Origin of the sequence: Pseudomonas sp. IC_126, from assembly GCF_004331835.1 — a bacterium.
In the GTDB taxonomy this organism is placed as follows: domain Bacteria; phylum Pseudomonadota; class Gammaproteobacteria; order Pseudomonadales; family Pseudomonadaceae; genus Stutzerimonas.
In genome coordinates this window covers 165,159-184,306 of record NZ_SJSS01000005.1, presented here as the reverse complement: position 1 = coordinate 184,306, position 19,148 = coordinate 165,159, and the positions used below count along the sequence as shown (strand labels likewise).

12 protein-coding genes are annotated in these 19,148 nt (G+C 63.2%); 5 read left to right on the top strand and 7 right to left on the bottom strand.

Annotation, left to right across the window (positions count from 1 at the left end):
• Nucleotides 1-144: 144 nt before the first annotated feature.
• Together fadD1 and fadD2 are read right to left on the bottom strand one after the other, a co-directional pair.
• A complete protein-coding gene (gene fadD1, locus E0D86_RS16410) occupies nt 145-1,833 on the bottom strand; it encodes a long-chain-fatty-acid--CoA ligase FadD1 (protein ID WP_131651116.1) in 1,689 nt (562 codons plus the stop codon).
• Nucleotides 1,834-2,040: 207 nt separating this feature from the next.
• On the bottom strand, nt 2,041-3,729 hold the full coding sequence (fadD2, locus tag E0D86_RS16405) for a long-chain-fatty-acid--CoA ligase FadD2 (protein WP_131651115.1): 1,689 nt from the start codon (nt 3,727-3,729) through the stop codon (nt 2,041-2,043).
• Nucleotides 3,730-4,069: 340 nt separating this feature from the next.
• Between fadD2 and E0D86_RS16400 the strand changes: the two genes are divergently transcribed.
• Together E0D86_RS16400 and pulA are read left to right on the top strand one after the other, a co-directional pair.
• The gene (locus tag E0D86_RS16400) at nt 4,070-4,540 is read left to right on the top strand and encodes a MaoC family dehydratase (protein WP_131651114.1); all 471 of its coding nucleotides are present in this window, start codon (nt 4,070-4,072) and stop codon (nt 4,538-4,540) included.
• Between the two features lie 473 nt (nt 4,541-5,013).
• Nucleotides 5,014-8,133, top strand: coding sequence for a pullulanase-type alpha-1,6-glucosidase (pulA, locus tag E0D86_RS16395; protein ID WP_131651113.1), 3,120 nt, complete (start codon nt 5,014-5,016; stop codon nt 8,131-8,133).
• Nucleotides 8,134-8,201: 68 nt separating this feature from the next.
• Here pulA and ccoM read toward each other — a convergent pair whose 3' ends face one another.
• The 4 genes from ccoM to E0D86_RS16385 form a co-directional block, all read right to left on the bottom strand.
• Nucleotides 8,202-8,312 carry a cytochrome c oxidase subunit CcoM gene (ccoM, locus tag E0D86_RS21780; RefSeq protein ID WP_305955872.1) on the bottom strand — a complete coding sequence of 37 codons (111 nt, stop codon included), beginning with the start codon at nt 8,310-8,312 and terminating at the stop codon, nt 8,202-8,204.
• A 221-nt stretch (nt 8,313-8,533) separates the two neighbouring features.
• On the bottom strand, nt 8,534-8,695 hold the full coding sequence (locus E0D86_RS21425) for a hypothetical protein (protein ID WP_165914254.1): 162 nt from the start codon (nt 8,693-8,695) through the stop codon (nt 8,534-8,536).
• The gene (locus E0D86_RS16390) at nt 8,692-9,279 is read right to left on the bottom strand and encodes an alpha-ketoglutarate-dependent dioxygenase AlkB (RefSeq protein WP_131651262.1); all 588 of its coding nucleotides are present in this window, start codon (nt 9,277-9,279) and stop codon (nt 8,692-8,694) included. The genes E0D86_RS21425 and E0D86_RS16390 overlap by 4 nt, the downstream gene beginning before the upstream one ends.
• 23 nt (nt 9,280-9,302) lie before the next feature.
• Nucleotides 9,303-9,599, bottom strand: a complete 297-nt coding sequence (locus tag E0D86_RS16385; protein WP_131651112.1) for an aspartate-semialdehyde dehydrogenase — start codon at nt 9,597-9,599, stop codon at nt 9,303-9,305.
• A 182-nt stretch (nt 9,600-9,781) separates the two neighbouring features.
• Here E0D86_RS16385 and rapA point away from each other — a divergent pair, with 182 nt between their 5' ends.
• The gene (gene rapA, locus E0D86_RS16380; protein ID WP_131651111.1) at nt 9,782-12,631 is read left to right on the top strand and encodes an RNA polymerase-associated protein RapA; all 2,850 of its coding nucleotides are present in this window, start codon (nt 9,782-9,784) and stop codon (nt 12,629-12,631) included.
• Between the two features lie 264 nt (nt 12,632-12,895).
• Here the strand turns inward: rapA and E0D86_RS21675 are convergent, their stop codons facing one another.
• The gene (locus E0D86_RS21675) at nt 12,896-17,653 is read right to left on the bottom strand and encodes a DEAD/DEAH box helicase (protein ID WP_131651110.1); all 4,758 of its coding nucleotides are present in this window, start codon (nt 17,651-17,653) and stop codon (nt 12,896-12,898) included.
• A gap of 391 nt (nt 17,654-18,044) precedes the next feature.
• On the opposite strand from E0D86_RS21675, the gene E0D86_RS16370 reads away from it, so the two are divergent.
• Entirely contained in the window at nt 18,045-18,356 is a 312-nt protein-coding gene (locus tag E0D86_RS16370) for a hypothetical protein (RefSeq protein WP_131651109.1), read from the top strand.
• A 14-nt stretch (nt 18,357-18,370) separates the two neighbouring features.
• On the top strand, nt 18,371-19,066 hold the full coding sequence (locus E0D86_RS16365; protein ID WP_131651108.1) for an SDR family oxidoreductase: 696 nt from the start codon (nt 18,371-18,373) through the stop codon (nt 19,064-19,066).
• Nucleotides 19,067-19,148 lie beyond the last annotated feature (82 nt).

The following is a 19,148-nucleotide window of genomic DNA, read 5'->3' as shown; positions in this document are numbered from 1 at the left end:
TTCGAACTTTGCGCCAGACGGCAGCACCGCTTGTCGGGTTGATTGAACTCGAACCTGGGCGGCTCGGAACGGATGAGTTCGGATGAGCGTTGCGGATAAAGAAAAGCCCCGCCAAAGCGGGGCTTGATGTCCGGCGGAAATACTTTACTTCTTGCCGAGCTTGCGCAACTCCTCGTCACGCAATTCACGACGCAGAATCTTGCCGACGTTGGTGGTTGGCAGGCTGTCGCGGAACTCGACGGCCTTGGGCCGCTTGTAGCCAGTGACGTTGTCATGCATGTGCTGCATGACCTGCTCCTTGGTCAGGCTCTCGCCCGGTTTGACCACCACGAAGAGCTTGATCGCCTCACCAGACTTGTCGTCCGGAACCCCGATCGCAGCGCACTGCATCACGCCCGGCAGCGTTGCGAGCACGTCTTCGAGTTCGTTGGGATAGACGTTGAAGCCAGACACGAGAATCATGTCCTTCTTGCGATCGACGATCCGCAGATAGCCGTCTTCCTGAATGATGCCGATGTCGCCAGTCTTCAGCCAACCATCGGCGCTGAGAACTTCGTCGGTGGCTTCCTGGCGCTGCCAGTAGCCCTTCATCACCTGCGGCCCTTTCACGCACAGCTCGCCCGTCGCGCCGATCGGCAGTTCATTGCCTTCGTCGTCGATGACCTTGCACTGGGTGGAAGGCATCGGGATACCGATGGTGCCAATCTGGATACCGCCGAACGGGTTGACCGAGACCACCGGGCTGGTTTCGGTCATGCCGAAGCCTTCACAGATGGAGCAGCCAGTTACCTGTTGCCAGCGCTCGGCGGCTGCCTGTTGCAGCGCCATACCGCCGGAGAAGGTTGCCTTCAGCGAAGAGAAGTCCAGCTTGCGGAAGTCGTCGTTGTTGCACAGCGCGACGAACAGGGTGTTGAGCCCGACGAAGCCGCTGAAACGATACTTGCCCAGATCCTTGACGAATGCCGGCAGGTCACGCGGGTTGGTGATCAGCACGTTATGGGCGCCGATCAGCATCATCGTCATGCAGTGAAAGGTGAACGCGTAGATGTGATACAGCGGCAGAGGCGCAACCATGGTTTCACAGCCGACCCCCAGCTCCGTGCCCATCAAGCCGCGGCACTGCAGCATGTTGGCGACAATGTTGCGGTGGGTGAGCATCGCACCCTTGGCAACGCCGGTGGTACCGCCGGTGTACTGCAGCACGGCAATGTCGTCACCGGCAGGATTGAACTCTCGAACTGCCTTGGCACGGCCGAGGGCCATGGCGTCGTTGAATTTGACTGCCTTCGGCAGGTTGTAGGAGGGCACCATCTTTTTCACGTGTTTGATCACGGCATTGACCAGCAGGCGCTTGACCGTCGGCAGCATGTCACCGACTTCGGTGACGACGACGTGTCTGATGCCGGTCTTAGGCAGCACTTCTTCGGCCAGATGAGCCATGTTGGCCAGGCAGACCAATGCTTTGGCGCCGGAGTCATTGAACTGATGTTCCATTTCCCGCGCGGTATACAGCGGGTTGGTGTTGACCACGATCAGCCCGGCGCGCATGGCGCCGAATACCACGACGGGATACTGCAGCAGGTTGGGCAGCTGGACCGCGATCCGGTCGCCCGGTTGCAGATCGGTGTTGTGCTGAAGGTAGGCGGCAAATTCGCCGGATAGGGCGTACAGCTCACCGTAGGTCAGGGTCTTGCCGAGATTGCTGAAGGCCGGTTTGTCAGCGAAACGCTCACAGGACTGTTTCAGCACTGCCTGGATGTTCTGGAACTCATCGGGATTGATTTCGCTCTCGACCCCGACAGGATATTTATCCTTCCAGAAGTTATCGGTCATGACCCCACTCCTCAGCGACAGCTTCACTGCATATAGCAGCTGTTTTGTTGTGTTTTGTTAATTTTTGTACCCGGTTTTCCGGTCAAAAAGCGGGCCGAGGTTAGCAGCTTTGGCACAGGCCGAACAGTGGCCACAGCTGGTTAAAACGACACAAAGTGACTGATCACGAACGATCAGTCACTCACTATGTAGCACCAAGTCGTTACCTCAGGCTTGCTCGCGCAGCTCCCGGCGCAGGATCTTGCCAACCGGCGTCATCGGCAGCGCGTCGCGGAAGACCAGATGCCGGGGCACCTTGTAACCGGTGAAGTTTTCCCGGCAGTAGGCTTGCAGCTCTTCGACCGTCAGGCTGGTATCGCTGCGCACTACGAACAGCTTCACCGCCTCCCCTGACTTCTCGTCGGCGACGCCGATCGCGGCGCAGGCGGCCACCTTCGGATGCGCCATGACCACGTCTTCGATCTCGTTCGGATAGACGTTGAAACCGGAAACGATGATCAGATCTTTCTTGCGATCGACGATACGCACGAAACCATCAGGGTCGATCACAGCGATGTCGCCAGTCTTCAGCCAGCCCTGGTCGTCGAGCACTTCGGCGGTAGCTTCCGTTCGTTGCCAATAGCCTTTCATCACCTGCGGACCCTTAACGCAAAGCTCACCACGCTCACCTAGCGCAAGCTCGATGCCCTCGTCGTCGATCACCTTCAGCGCCGTGCCCGGTACTGGCAGGCCGACAGTGCCCAGCCGCGATTTGTCTCCGTGGGGGTTGGCGCAAACCACCGGCGACGTTTCGGTCAGGCCGTAGCCCTCGGTCACGGTGACGCCGGTCAGGCTCTTCCAGCGCTCGGCCACGGAAGATACCAGTGCGGTACCGCCGGAGTTGGTGCCTTTGAGCGAGGAAAAGTCGATCTTCTTGAATTCCGGATGCGACATGAGCGCGACGAACAAGGTGTTCAATCCGAGGAAGGCAGTGAACTGCCACTTCTGCAGCTCCTTGACGAAGCCGTCGATGTCGCGCGGATTGGTGATCAGCACGTTGTGGTTGCCCGTCACCATCATGCACATGCAATTCACCGTGAATGCATAGATGTGGTACAGCGGCAGCGGCGCGATCATCACTTCCTGCCCTTCCTTGATGATCGGGTGGCCGTCGGCGCCGAGCTGCTGCATGTTGGCATGTGCCTGACGCATGTTGGCGACCAGATTGCCGTGGGTGAGCATCGCGCCCTTGGCGACGCCAGTGGTACCGCCGGTGTATTGCAGCACCGCGACGTCATCGAGCGTCAGCGGAACCGGCTTCAGGCTGTGGCGGGCACCGTCGCGCAGCACATGCTTGAACGACACAGCCTGAGGCAGGCTGTAGACCGGCACCATCTTCTTCACATGCTTGACCGCGGCATTGACCAGCAGGCCTTTGAAGGAGGGCAGCATGTCGCCTATCCGCGCCTCGATAAGCACCTCGATGCTGGTATCAGGCAGCACCTCCTGCACCAGCTTGCCGAAGGTATTGAGATACACCAGCGCCCGCGCGCCGGAATCCTGGAACTGGTGACGCATCTCCCGGGCGGTGTACAGCGGGTTGGTGTTGACCACAATCAGTCCGGCACGCAGGGCACCGAAAACGGCGATCGGATACTGCAGGAGGTTGGGCATCTGCACCGCGATGCGGTCCCCTGGCTGCAGAACCGTATGATTCTGCAACCAGCCCGCAAAGGCCGCCGAGTAACGATCGAGGTCAGCGAAGGTGAGCGTGACGCCCATATTGCTGAATGCGGGGCGGTTCGCATGGGTCTTGCAGGAGCGCTCGAACACCTCCACCACCGAGCGGAACCCACCCATATCCATGTCATTGGGTACACCCGCGGGTCGTTTGTCATTCCAGAAATCAGGTTGCATTGTTATTGGCCTCGTTACCTGAGAGTGGGCTGCGGCGAAGTTAGCAGTTCGACCGCACAGCGCAACAGCGTTGCGTCGCGCAAATCACTGTTGTGAATCTTTCGTCACGGCAAGCCACGATTTCGAGGCGCACACGTCAGCTATACGTAATAGTGAAAGAAGAGGTACCGCGCCTCGCGGGAACCCATGAGTCATGCCGTGACTCTTGCCGTTGCTCTTGCCGGGACAAGACTGAGACATCTCACTAGAATGCAGCCGCATCGCAGCCGCAGCGCTTACGGTGCGGCGCATTCCCCAATCGTCGGACGGCTCCAGCCCCGACTGCGCCCGAGGAAACTTAATGACCACCATCAGCAACACGCCCTACTCCGCTCTGGAAGTCGGCCAGACCGCAAGCTTCGAGAAATCCGTCGAAGAGCGCGACATCCAGCTCTTCGCCGCCATGTCGGGCGACCGCAACCCCGTCCACCTCGACGCGGAATTCGCCGCCGGCACGCCGTTTAAGGAGCGCATCGCCCACGGTATGTTCAGCGGCGCGCTGATCAGCGCAGCGGTCGCCTGCACCCTGCCCGGCCCGGGCACCATCTATCTCGGCCAGACGATGAAATTCACCCGCCCGGTCAAGCTCGGCGACACCCTGACCGTGCGCCTGGAAATTCTCGAGAAACTGCCAAAGAACCGCGTGCGCATCGCCACCCGCGTGTTCAACCAGAACGATGAGCAGGTCGTGGATGGCGAAGCGGAAGTACTCGCGCCGCGCCGTGAAGAAACAGTGGAGCTGAAGGACCTGCCGCCAATCAACTTCGGTTGAGCCATTGAGCAAACTCGAAACAGGTGCGTTTGGACAGGCCTACGGCCTGAATTCGCCGCGAGGGCGCGCCTCCTACGAACAACGTCGGGCACTGAGCTTTCGTGGGAGGCCCGACCTCGGGGCGAACGGCTAAGTGAACGACGTTGGTCAAACTGCGGGCTTCCACACCTATTGCGCCGTATCCATCTTTTTCCAAAAGACGAGTCACCCGCCGGCCTCAATCAGCAACCCCACCCGGTTACCCCAAGCCCAACCAGTTGTAGGGTGGGCCGGGCGGCGTTCCGCTTCAGCCCACCGCAGCGAGGACCGGGCAACACCACCAACCAGACGTTCTCGGCATGGTGGGGCAAGCAGAAAGCTATTACGGCCCCAAGCTACGCCCCACGAGCAACCCCCACGGAGGATGCGCAGCGTCCACCGCGCGTCGACCATCCTGCGTGCGGTACAACAATAACAACACCGGGACCTCAACCATGCTCATACGCTCGATCGCTTATCGGCGCCTGGCGGCGCTCGTTCTCGGCGGCTTTTCGCTGGCCCTCCAGCCAGCATCGGCCGCACCGCTCGACCCTGGCCCCGATGAGGCCCTGCTGTATTACCAACGAGCCGACGGCGACTACGCCGGTTGGGGCCTGCATCTATGGAACACGGCCGCATGTAATGGCAGCCAGACGGAAACCGGCTGGGATCAACCTTTGCAAGCAGCCGGCACCGATCCGGAGCACGGCGCCTACTACCGTATCGCACTGACCGCCGACGCCAGCTGCCTGAACCTGATCATGCACAAAGGCGACGAAAAGGACCTGGGTGGCGGCGACCTGACCTGGCGCTTCGACGACTTGGGCCGTCGTGTCTTTACGCTCAGCGGCACCGCACAACTTTCCAGCACGCCCTTGAGCGGGCCCGAGGTCGCGATCAAGGGCGCGCGTGCGCACTGGCTCGATCCGTTCACGCTGGCGCTGGTCGACGGCGCGCCAGCGGCCAGCCGGCTCGAATTGCGTTATTCCACCGACGCCAGCATCCGCATCGACGGCGAGACACGCACGGTCAGCGGCGGCACCGCGCTCGCGCTGCGACCCGCAACCCTTCGCGAAGGGCTCAAACGTCAGCATCCGCATCTGGCCGAAGCGCAGGCCTTCCGCTTCGTGGCCGGCGCACAGGCGTTACGTCGCGCCGTCATGAGTCAGCTGGTGGTGGTCGCCTATGACGCGCAGCAACAGGTAATCGACGCCACGGAGGTACAGACGGCGGGCGTTCTCGATCAGCTATTCGCCTACAACGGCGACCTCGGCGCGCGAGTCGATGGGCGCGGCGTGTCGTTCAAACTCTGGGCACCGACGGCCCAGCGGGTCCGCCTGCATGCGTTCGACGCGTCCAAGCGCCTGCTGCCCGGCTACCCGAAGACCATGGATGAACGCCTCGGCGTGTGGAGCCTCGACGGCCCGCCGTCGCTGGATCGGCAGTATTACCAGTACGAAGTCACAGCCTATCGGCCAAGCACCGGCAAGATCGAGACGACACTGGTCAGCGATCCCTACGCCCTGAGCCTGTCGCTCAACAGCCAGTACGCCCAGGTCGTCGATCTGGACGCCAGCGACCTCAAGCCCGCCGGCTGGGACGCATTGCGCACACCGCATCCGGAACGCCCCGAAGCGAGCGTCATCTACGAAACGCATATCCGCGACTTCAGCGCCAGCGACACCAGTCTGCCGGCCGATCTGCGCGGCACCTACGGCGCCTTTACCCAGCCGGACAGCAACGGCATGCGCCACCTGCGCGATCTACGCAAGGCCGGGCTGACCCATGTGCAGCTGCTGCCAGCGTTCGACATCGCCACCGTTGACGAGGACCCCGCTCGCCGCGTCGACCTGGACGATCCATTCGCCAAGCTCTGCGAGCTGTCTTCCGGTGCCCGCCAGCGCTGGGCGCAATACTGCGGCGCGACGAGCATTCGCCAAGTGCTGCAAGGGTTCGATCCGGCCAGCGGACAGGCGCAATCGCTCTACAACGACCTGCGCGCGCTCGACAACTTCAATTGGGGCTACGACCCCTTCCACTTCACGGCGCCGGAAGGCAGCTACGCCAGCGACGCCGAAGGCGTGCAGCGCATCATCGAGTTCCGCCAGATGGTCCAGGCGCTAGCCGGTCAAGACCTCGCCACCGTAATGGACGTGGTCTACAACCACACCAACGCCTCTGGGCTGGCCGAGAAATCGGTGCTCGACAAGATCGTGCCCGGTTATTACCACCGTCGCGATCCATCCACCGGCGCCGTGGAAACATCGACCTGCTGCGAAAACACCGCCAGCGAACACCGCATGATGGCCAAGCTGATGACCGATTCGCTGGAGGTCTGGGCTCGCGACTACAAGGTCGCCGGCTTTCGCTTCGATCTGATGGGCCATCACCTGCGCAAGAATGTAGTGGACGCCTATCGAGCCGTCCGCCGGATCGACCGGGATACCTACTTCTACGGCGAAGGCTGGGATTTCGGCGAAGTGGCGGGCAATGCCCGTGGCGTCAACGCCACGCAGCTGAACATGGCCGGCACCGGCATCGGCACCTTCAACGATCGGCAGCGCGATGCGGTGCGCGGTGGAAGCCCCTTCGACGGTGGCGAGAGCATCCGCCGCAATCAGGGTTTCGCCAATGGCCTCTATGTCCGACCGAATGAGCTGTCCGGCGCTGGCGCGCAGGAAAAGGCGCAACTGCTGCACGCGGCGGACCTGATCCGCGTCGGCATCGCCGGCGGTCTGCGCGACTTCCAATTCATCAGCGCCGACGGCAGCCTGCGCAGCGGCGGAGAGATCGACTACAACGGACAACCCGCCGGCTACACACTCGACCCGCAGGAAACCATCAACTACGTCTCCAAGCACGACAACCAGACGCTATGGGACAACAACCAGTACAAGCTCCCGGCCAACCTCCCGGTTGCTGACCGCGTCCGCCTGCAACTGGTCGCATTGTCCGTGCCGCTGTTCAGCCAGGGGTTGCCCTTCATCCATCTCGGCTCGGACATCCTGCGCTCCAAATCCATGCAGCGTGACAGTTACGACTCGGGTGACTGGTTCAATACGGTGGATTTCAGCTACCAGGACAACAACTGGAACAAGGGCCTGCCGCGTGCTGACAAGGATGGCGACAACTGGCCACTGATCCGCCAGGTCATCGCCGACCCTCATGCCAGGCCGAGCGCAGTGAACATCGTCGCCGCCAAGCGTCGCTTTCTCGAATTGCTGACGATCCGCAGCGACAGCCCGCTGTTCCAGCTCGACAGCGCCCGCGAGGTGCAACGCCGCTTGCAATTCCACAACACGGGTCCGGAGCAGCAACCGGGCGTGATCGCCTTCAGCCTGGCCGATGGCCCGCGCGACGGCCGCGATCTCGACCGGCGCTATCAGTCTTTGATGGTGGTGCTCAACGCCTCGCCCGAGCGTGTTCGCTTGCCGGGCGGTAGCGGTTACCAGCTGCATCCGGTACTGCGAGCGTCGAGCGACCCGGTCGCGCGGCAGGCCAAAGTAACTTCCGACGAGTTTGAGGTACCACCGTTCACCAGCGCGGTGTTCGTGCAGCCCCAGCACCGCCGCTAATCACAGGCAATAAAAAAGGGCGACCTAAGTCGCCCAAATGCCTTGCGTGCTCTGTAATACCGGCCGGATCACCGCTTCTTTTGCGCGTCCCGCCAGATGAAAAACCCGAAACCGCCAAGGAAGGCGACCATCAGGCCGACCGTGACCACCCCTGCGAGCACCACATTATCGACGAACATGATTTCTTGCCTCCAAGGTGTTGCGCTGTCTGATGGCTGCATAGTCGCCTTCTCGCCCGAATAAAAAATTGACGGGAATCAATAGGCGCGAAGCCGGGCAAAACAGGCGCCGTACGAGCTGATCTGGATCAAGAAAAGGGGCGTATCGGAGGGAGATGCGGAAGGCGCCGTATCGAACGGTTGTAAAAAACTCTGCTGGAAGCTAGTTGTGGATAGCCCTATTAGCGCTTTTTCGGTTTGGTTTTGGCTTTCTTTTTCGGCTTGGCCAGGGGCAGCGCCTCTTCGAAGGCCTGGCGCATTTCGGCCAGGCGCTTTTCCTTGATGTCATGAATGCGCTTTTCACGTTCGGCGCTGAAGTCGATCAGCTTTACATCGTTGCTCATAAGACTGGCTCGCGGATGATCTGGCGGAATGTCAGGTTGAGGCGCGGTTCGGAAACCTTGCGCGTTCTGGCGATCTGGTGTTGCCAATAATGCTGCGTCGGACCGCTCATGACCAGCAGCGAACCATGTCCCAGATCGAGCGAATACTCGATGCGGCTGGTGCCTTTTCGACGAAAGTCGAAGCGCCGCGTCGCGCCCAGGTTGAGCGAAACCACCAACGGCTCCGGACCAAGCTCCGGTTCGTCATCGCTGTGCCAGCCCATGGCATCCTGTCCGTCGCGATACAGGTTGAGCAGCACGCCGTCCAGCCGTTGGCCGACCTGCCGCTGCACCCGCTCGCGGATGTCGGCCAGCAGCGGTGTCCATAACAACGGTTCATGAACCAGCCCCGAATAACGGTAGCCCACCCCGGTATCTCCATACCAGGCGACCAATCGCGGTACGGCGAAACTACGGCCGTAGAGTTTTATCCGGGGCTGCGACCAGGGCGTCTGCAGCATTAGCTCGTGCAGCCAGTGGTCGGCTATATCCACGCCGATCCATTGCGGCAGGTAGGCCAATTCAGCGTGCGGCAGGTCGATCATCGCGGCACCGGCTAAAGAACGTGTCAAACCTCGACATCCACCCAGAGCCCTTGGCGCGGCAACTCATCGAGGGCGTCCTGATCCTCTTCGGCGGTTTCGCCCTCGGCAAGCTCCTGGGCGGTATAGCCACGGCGCCGACGGCGGCGCTGTTCGTCGCGCAACATCTGCTCAGCTTCCTGCGGATGTCGGCGATCGAGCTCGACCGAGCTTTCATCGGCGCTCGGCTCTACCGGCGTAACCGGGGCGATGTCGGGGCGCGGCTTGACCACATCCTGTTGCGCGGTGACCTGAACGGTGCCTGGCGGAATGATTGGCAGCATTTTCGCTCTCTCCCTTAAGCAGCCCGAGATCAATCGGTTACCCGTGAGATGGGCCTGTACCGGTTGATCGGCTGAACCGCTGCCGACTTTAGCAGCAGGGCTACACTCCAGTGGGCATCTGTCGTCGCTCTCGCGACAGTGTTCCGTTACCATAGCGCGCTTTTTTCACAGCGGGAGGCAGCATGGCGCAGCAGTATCTACCGGGGCAACGCTGGATCAGCGACAGCGAAGCGGAACTCGGCCTTGGAACCATCCTCACGCAGGACGGGCGGATGCTCACCGTGCTCTACCCCGCGACCGGCGAAACCCGCCAGTACGCCGCGCGCAGTGCTCCGCTGACCCGCGTGCGCTTCGTCCCCGGCGATGAAGTCACGCACTTCGAAGGCTGGAAGATGACCGTGCGCGAAGTCGACGACGTCGACGGTTTGCTGGTCTATCACGGCCTGACCGCGCAGAACGAAGCCCGCACGCTGCCGGAAACCCAGCTGTCGAATTTCATCCAGTTCCGCCTCGCCAGCGATCGCCTGTTCGCCGGCCAGATCGACCCGCTGAACTGGTTCAAGCTGCGTTACCACACGCTGGAAAACCAGAGCAAACAGCTGACCTCCTCGCTGTGGGGCCTGGGTGGCGCGCGTGCACAACCCATCGCGCACCAGCTGCATATCGCCCGCGAAGTCGCCGACCGTATCGCGCCACGGGTACTTCTGGCCGATGAAGTGGGCCTGGGCAAAACCATCGAAGCCGGCTTGGTGATCCATCGCCAACTGCTCTCCGGCCGCGCCAACCGGGTACTCATCCTGGTGCCGGAAAACCTACAGCACCAGTGGCTGGTGGAGATGCGCCGCCGCTTCAATCTGCAGGTCGCGCTGTTCGATGACGAACGCTTCATCGAGAGCGATGCCAGCAACCCCTTCGAGGACACCCAGCTGGCGCTGGTGTCGCTGGAATGGCTGAAGGACGACGAGCGTGCTCAGGACGCCGCCTTCGCTGCCGGCTGGGACCTGCTGGTGGTGGACGAGGCGCATCACCTGGTCTGGCACCCGGAAAACGCCAGTGCCGAATACAAGCTGGTCGAGCAATTGGCCGAGGTCATTCCCGGCGTGCTGCTGCTGACCGCCACGCCGGAGCAACTGGGCCAAGAAAGCCACTTCGCCCGTCTGCGCCTGCTCGACCCGAACCGTTTCCATGATCTGGAAGCATTTCGCGCCGAAAGCGCCAGCTACCAGCCGGTCGCCGAAGCGGTGCAGGAACTGCTCGACGAAGGGCGGCTGTCCGAGCGCGCGCACCAGACGATTCATGAATTCCTCGGCGCCGAAGGCGAAGCCCTGCTCGCCGCCGCTACCGATGGAGACATCGAAGCCAGCAGCCGCCTGATCCGCGAACTGCTCGACCGCCACGGCACCGGGCGCCTGTTGTTCCGCAATACCCGCGCCGCCGTGCGTGGCTTCCCAGAGCGCCAGCTGCATCCTTATCCGCTGCCCTGCCCGGCCGAATATCTGGAGCTGCCACTGGGCGAGCACGCCGAGCTGTATCCGGAAGTCGCCTTCCAAAGCCAGCTGGACGAGCCCGAGGCGCAGAACCGCTGGTGGACCTTCGATCCGCGCGTCGAGTGGCTGATCGATACGCTGAAAATGCTGAAGAAATTCAAGGTGCTGGTCATCTGTGCCCACGCCGAGACCGCGCTGGATCTGGAAGACGCCCTGCGCGTGCGCTCCGGCATCCCGGCCACCGTGTTTCATGAAGGCATGAGCATCCTGGAGCGCGACCGTGCGGCCGCCTACTTCGCCGACGAAGAGTTCGGTGCGCAGGTGCTGATCTGTTCCGAGATTGGTAGTGAGGGTCGCAACTTCCAGTTCGCTCATCACCTGGTGCTGTTCGACCTGCCGGCGCACCCTGACCTGCTCGAACAGCGCATCGGCCGTCTCGACCGCATCGGCCAGGCGCACGTTATTCAGCTGCATGTGCCCTACCTGGAAACCAGCCCTCAGGAACGTCTATTCCAGTGGTATCACCAGGCGCTGAATGCCTTCCTCAATACCTGCCCAACCGGCAACGCCCTACAGCACCAGTTCGGCCCGCGCCTGCTGAGCCAGCTGGAAGAAGGCGACGATGACGAGTTTCAACAGCTTATCGACGAAGCGCGTGCCGAACGCGAACGCCTGGAAGCCGAACTGCATGCAGGTCGCGACCGCTTGCTGGAACTCAATTCCGGCGGCGGCGAACAAGGCGCCGCGCTGGTCGAAGCTATCGAGGAACAGGACGATCAGTTCGCGTTGCCGATCTATATGGAAGAGCTGTTCGACGCCTTCGGCATCGACAGCGAAGATCATTCCGAGAACGCCCTGATCCTGCGCCCCAGCGAGAAGATGCTGGACGCCAGCTTCCCGCTCGGCGACGACGAAGCCGTGACCATCACCTACGACCGCGAACAGGCCCTGGCTCGCGAGGATATGCAGTTCCTCACTTGGGAACACCCCATGGTGCAGGGCGGCATGGACCTGGTGCTGTCCGGCTCCATGGGCAACACCGCCGTGGCGCTGATCAAGAACAAGGCGCTCAAGCCTGGCACCGTGCTGCTGGAACTGCTGTTCGTCAGCGAAGTGGTGGCGCCGCGTGCATTGCAGCTGAACCGCTTCCTGCCGCCGTTGGCGTTGCGTTGTCTGCTGGATTCGAACGGCAACGACCTGGCACCGAAAGTGGCCTTCGAAACCCTTACCGACCAGTTGGAAAGCGTGCCGCGGGCCAGCGCCAACAAGTTCGTCCAAGCACAACGCGACGTGCTGTCGGCGCAGATATCCGGCGCCGAAGCCAAGATCGCCCCGCGTCACAGCGAGCGCGTAGCCGAAGCACAGCGCCGGTTGAAAGCCAACCTCGATGAAGAACTGGCGCGTATGACCGCCCTGCAAGCCGTCAACCCCAGCGTGCGTGACAGCGAAATCGACGCACTGCGCAAGCAGCGTGAAGAAGGTCTGGCCATGCTGGAGAAAGCAGCGCTGCGCCTGGAGGCGATACGCGTATTGGTTGCGGGGTGATTGTCGATGGTCTTGGGAGGCTCAGGTCTTGGGCGTTGGGCTGAAGGCCTGAGGCTGGAGGCTGGAGGCTGGAGGCTGAGAGGTTCAAGCCTCCAGCCTCCAGCTCACATCAGACCTTACCGCCTCACATTGTCTCCACCCCGCTTCGCCCCGAGGGCGGGCCTCCTACGAAAGCAACCGGTGCACACCGCGCCAAGTGGGAGGCGCGACCCGCGGCGAATGCAGACCGCAGGGCTGCGCTTTTAGCCAGAAGCCCAAATCTCACTAACGCCGCGCTACCGCCAGCAGTTGTCGTGCTTTGCGCTGATCCTCTTCGTCCAGTTCCGTCAGTAGTTCTGGCTTGCCGGCGATCAGCAATCCCAGCGGTACACCGTCGCGATAGAGGATGCGATTGCCTGCCACTGCCGGCACGCGCTCGCCCGGCAGCAGGGTACCGAGCTGATTCAGCGGATCGACCGCCGACACCGCTATCATCTCGCCCGTGAGCGGCCGCTTGCGTATCTCGCGCAGCAGGCCGACCGCCTCCAGCAAAGCGAACTGCTCTCCCGGTACGCCCGCGACGAAGCGCCCTCCGCGAATGTCGCCACGCGCTTCGAGCCGGTGGTAAACGCGCAACAACTCGCGCCAGGACGGCAGCCAGTCCGCTTCCCGATCCAGTAACCGCCAGAACACCACGCCGTAGCGGCGCAGCAGCGTCATGGCGATGTGTTCCAGCGCTTCGGGATCGAGCGCAGGCGAGCGCGACGTTGCGGTTTCGACCGGCGCCTTCGCACCCTTGCGGACCAGCGCCCAGCGTCCCGCATCGGCCATGCCACCGATGAAGGCACCGCCGCGACTCTGCCGGCCACTGCGTGAACGCTTAGCGGCGGGCGCCAGCAAGGCGCGCAGGCCGGCGAAGCTGTCGGCGTTGACCAGCCCGACCGCGACCAGCTCACCGAGCGCATTTTCCAGTTCGCTGCGCAGCAGATGCGCGTCCTGCTGCAGCTCATCGAAGAACAGCGCGCCCTGCCCTTGCAGCGTCTCGAAAACCCGCTGCGCCCGTGACGAAAGCTCTGGCTGCGGTGCGTCGCCAGCCAGCGCATACCAGGCCACGAGGTGTCGACGCGGCAACAGCACGATAGGTGTGCCACGCACCGGGCCGCTGCTGGCCTTGATCCCCCCGGCCAGGCGCGTCCAGACGATGCGCCCGGTTTGGCATAATTCGTCCAGCCAAGTGCGACCGTAGTCCTTCAACCGCGCAGGCAGCAGGTCGCTCTCCCAGGCCCCGGCGGCGGCCTGAAACCCTTCTAGTTGTTCGACCACCGTGCCGAGCGCGTCGCGGCCCTGCATCCGCGTCGCTTCGGACAGGTGCTGCCAGTCGAACAGAAAGCGCATGAAATCTGCGCGCTCCACCGGTTCAATCTCGCGGCGCAAGCGTTTGACTGTGTAACGGTGGATGCGCGCCAGCAGATGCCGCTCGCACCATTCGTCTTCGCTCGCGCCGGGTGTGAAGCGACCACGCAATACATACCCTTCGGATTCCAGACGGATCAGGGCCTGGGCGACGGCTGAGGCCGGCAAGGCCAATGGCTGAGCGATCAGCGAGACCGGCAAGGGGCCGAAACCGGTCAGCCGCGCGCGGATCAGCTCGACCAACGCCTCATCCTCGTTCGACTGTTGATCGAAGCCGGGCAGCGTCGCCAGCGCCGGCTCGCAACGTGCGTGGGGATAGATCGACCGCAACAGCGCCAAGCGTTCGATGGGCAGCCAGAGCGCACGATCCTGCGCGATCTGCATTCGCGTCGCGCGACCGCCACGGGCCAGTTCACCCAGCCAGCCAAGCCAATCCTGCTCGGCCGATGCCTCGCTCTCGGCTATACCGCCAAGGCCGACCAGTGCCTCATGCAGCTCATCCGGATTACGCGCGTGCGGCCAGGCTTGCTCGCGCACCGCTTCGATCGCAGCGGCATCCAGCGCGCCCAGATCGTCACTGGACTCGGGATCGGTCCAGCGTCGATTGAGCACCGCCTGGGTGCGGCGCTCTTCCAGCGGCGCGTCGTCGAGGAAGGCATAGGGACGCGCGCCCAGCACTTCCATAGCCAGCGGTGACGGCGCCGGCAGATTACGCGCGAGCAGCTCGACTTCACCCGCCTCGATGCGCCGCAACAGCGCCAGCCAACCTTCGCTGTCCATGGCGTCGTGCAGGCAGTCGTCCAGGGTCTGCGCCACCAGCGGGTGCTCGGGGATCTCGCGTTCGCCGACGATGTTTTCCAGGCATGCGACCTGATCGGGGAAGACTGTGGCGAGCAGGTCTTCGCTCTTCATTCGCTGTAACTGCGGCGCCACCTTACGTCCGCCGGCCATGCGTGGCAGCGCCAGCGCGGTGGTCGCGTTCCAGCGCCAGCGCACGCCGAACAGCGGTGCGTCGAGTAGCGCCTGGATCAGGACCGTCTCGGCGCTATTTGAATGGAGGTAGCGCCAGACATCGTCGAGGGGGAAGCTGTGGCTGGTGGACAGCGAAAAGATGATCGCATCCTCGGTCGCCGCCGCCTGCAGCTCGAAGTTGAAGGTGCGGCAGAAACGCTTGCGCAGGGCCAAGCCCCAGGCGCGGTTGATCCGGCTGCCGTAGGGCGAATGAATGACGAGTTGGGTGCCGCCTGATTCATCAAAGAAGCGTTCCATGATCAGCCGGTGTTGCGTTGGCAGCGCACCCAGTGCCGAGCGCGCGCGGGCCAGATATTCGACGATCTGTCGGGCGGCGGGGTCTGGTAGGCCGAGGGTGTCGGTTAGCCAGGCGATGGCGAAGGTCAGGTCCAGCGTGCGCATCGCCTCCCCCTCACCCCAGCCCTCTCCCGCAAGGGGAGAGGGAGACAAGCCTGCGGCCACCGGGCGCGACGGGAATGCTCCAGCCCTTGCACCAGACCTCAAGTCACTCGCATTCGATTCACCCCACTCGGATTCCCCCCTCGCCCCTTTGGAGAGAGGGCTGGAGTGACGGGCGTCGGTGTTCAGCCGATCATCAACCTCCCCAAGCGCTCCGGCCACTTCAGCCGCCAAGCCAACACCATCAACTTCATCACACTCGGACCGCCCCCTCGCCCCGTTGGGGAGAGGGTTGGGGTGAGGGGCAGCGGTATTCAGCCGATCATCAACCGCCCCTCGCGCTCCTGCCACTTCAGCCGCCAAGCCAACCCCATCAACTTCATCCCACTCGAACTGCCCCCTCGCCCCGTTGGGGAGAGGGTTGGGGTGAGGGGCGACGGTGTGCAGCCGATCCTCGATCTCCTGCCGCAACCTCGCCACCGCAGCCGATAATTCATCGCTACGCCCCGGCGCTTCGCCCAGCCAAAACGGGATGTTCGGCGGCAGGCCCTGGGCATCCTCGACCCGTACCCGGCCAGGTTCGATCTTGAGGATGCGGTAGGACGTGTTGCCCAACTGGAAGACGTCGCCGGCCAGGCTTTCCACCGCGAAGTCTTCGTTCACCGTACCGATGTTGAAGCCTTGAGGTTCGAGCAGCACCCCGTAGTCGGCGTTGTCCGCAATGGTGCCGCCTGACGTCAGCGCGGTCAGGCGCCCGCCGCGTCGGCCTCGCAGGCTGCGGCTGACCAGATCGCGATGTAGATAGGCGCCGCGTGCGCCGTGGCGGGTGGTGTAGCCCTCGGCGAGCATCTCCAGCAGCGCCTGATAGCTGGCCTCGCTCAAATCGGCGTAGGGCATGGCGCGGCGAATCAGCGCCAGCAGCGCATCCTCCTGCCATTCGCGGCACGACACCTCAGCGACGATCTGTTGCGCCACCACGTCCAGCGGCGCCACGGGAATCGTCAGCTTGTCCAGTTCGCCACGGCGCACGCTGTCGAGCAAGGCGGCGCATTCGATCAGGTCGTCGCGCGAACTGGCGAACAAGCGCCCCTTGGACACACCGCCAACCTGATGCCCGGCACGGCCGACACGTTGTAGAAACGCCGATATCGAGCGCGGCGAACCCAGCTGGCAGACCAGCTCGACGTCGCCGATATCGATGCCCAGCTCCAGCGAGGCGGTGGCCACCAACACCCGCAATTCGCCACGTTTGAGCCGCTGCTCGGCGCCCAGCCGCTGCTCGCGCGCCAGGCTGCCGTGATGGGCGGCGACCATGGCATTGCCGAGGCGCTCGCTCAGATGTCGCGCGGCGCGCTCGGCCATTCGCCGCGTGTTGACGAAGACCAGCGTCGTGCGATGTTCGCCGGCCAGCGCCGCGAGTCGGTCATACACCAGTTCCCACACGGCATTGCTCATCACCGCTTCCAGCGGCACCGGCGGCACCTCCAGCGCCAGGTCATGCGCGCGGCCATGGCCGATATCGACGACTTCACAGCGCCGCCCGACGCCGACCAGGAAGTCCGCCACCGCTGCGATGGGCTTCTGCGTGGCCGACAGCCCGACACGCACCAGCGGACGCTGGCACAGCGCTTCCAACCGCTCCAGCGACAACGCCAGATGGCTGCCACGCTTGTTGCCGGCGATGGCGTGGATCTCGTCGACGATCACGCTGCGCACGCCCGTCAGCATCTGCCGACCCGATTCGGAACCCAGCAGTACATAGAGCGACTCCGGCGTCGTCACCAGAATATGCGGCACACGCTTGCGCATCGCCGCCCGCTCGGCCTGCGGCGTATCGCCGGTGCGCACGGCGGTGCGGATCTGCAGCGCCGGCAGGCCGAAACGCTCCAGTTCGGCGGAGATGCCCAGCAGCGGTTGCTCGAGGTTCACCCGGATATCGTTGGACAGCGCCTTGAGCGGCGAGACGTAAAGCACGGCCGTTTCGTTCGCCAAGCCGCCCTCAGCCACGCTCTGCCGAACCAGTTGATCGATCGCGGCGAGAAACGCCGTCAACGTCTTGCCCGAGCCGGTGGGAGCGGCGATCAGCGTCGATTGACTGGAACGGATCAGGGGCCAAGCGGCAATTTGAGCCGGAGTCGGCGAAGGGAAGCTGCGGCCGAACCAGCCAGCTACCGCTGGATGGAACGCGGCGAGTGCGTCGTGCACGGGAGTCGGTTTCATACGAACGAATATGCTGCCGCCGTGGCGCAGCCACAAGGGCAGACGCTCGCAGCCCGTCGTTTACTCGGAAACAGCCGCTCGCCATAGGGTCTGTTGACGTTTCGTACGCGGCCGCGCCGGAGCCTGTTTTTGCGCGAGGCAAGGCACGAGGAGTGAAGCTTGGTCGTTCCAAATAAACGACGAGAAACGCCGAATCGCGCAAAAACAGGCCCGGCCCAAAGGGTTGCGCGGCAAATGGCGCCATGCGGCGTTGCGGGACTTGGCAAGGGAACAACCATTACCTGTGTCCCGCGCCTGGCCTGGTGCCATTTGGCGCAGCAACGCGGCTCGCGACGAAACGTCAACAGACCCTAGCGGTCAACTTGGAGACAGCCCGCCAATGGAGAGCACCATGAACACTCAACCCCTGACACTCGACGATGCGATGCAGCTGGTCACCGAAGCCTTTCTGCCGTGCGGCTGCGTGACCAGTGCTAACCCGGACGACGACAGTTTCGGTTTTACCGTGATGTCGAGCAGCGGTGCCGAGATGCTGCGCGTGCCCAGCGTGCCGCGTGACGAATACAGCAGCGCGCAGCGGCTCGGCAGCGTCATCGAGCAGGCGCGGCTCGACGTTGAAGACAAGGATCAGCGCCTCGAGCCCTGGACCATGCCGGTACTGGCCGACGACACCGGCATCCCGGAAACCCCACCAAACTATTGAGTCTGGAGGTGACTATGAGCGATCCGGTTCTGCTGATCACCGGTGCTTCATCCGGAATCGGCGCGGCCACTGCACGGCTCGCCGCTGAAGCCGGTTACCGCGTTGCGCTGGCGGCGCGTTCCGAGCACAAGCTCGCGGAACTGGTAAGCGAACTCGGCGGCTCGGAGCGCGCATTGGCGATCCGCTGTGATGTGAAGGAATACGCCGAGCAGCAGGCCATGGTGCGGCAGGTGCTGGAGCATTTCGGCCAGCTCGATGCGGTCTACGCCAACGCCGGAATACCCGGCAGCGAAGGCGGCTTCAGCGGCGCCGACCCTGAAGTCTGGCGCGAGATGCTGCTGACCAATGTCTACGGCGTCGGGCTGACCCTGCGCTGCAGCATCGAGGCGCTCAAGGCCAGTCGCGGCCACTTGCTGTTGACGGGCTCGGCCGCAGGACGCTTCGTCATACCCGGCTCGATGTACAGCGCCAGCAAATGGGCCGTGACCGGCATGGGCCTCAGCGTGCGCGAGGAATTGCGCGGCACTGGCGTGCGGGTCACGTTGATCGAGCCGGGCATGGTCGACACGCCGCTGTTCGACGAACCTCCGGCGTACGCGATGCAGCCGGACGACATTGGCCGAGCAGTGGTCTACGCGCTGTCGCAGCCGGCACACGTGGACGTCAACGAGATCCTTATCCGCCCTACTCCGCCGGTCGAAGAACGCTAAGGCCTGTTCCAAACGTTCTGAACGCGCAGGTCCGTAGGGCCGAATTTATTCGGCCGCACATTTTTGCGAAGGCCTAACAAGA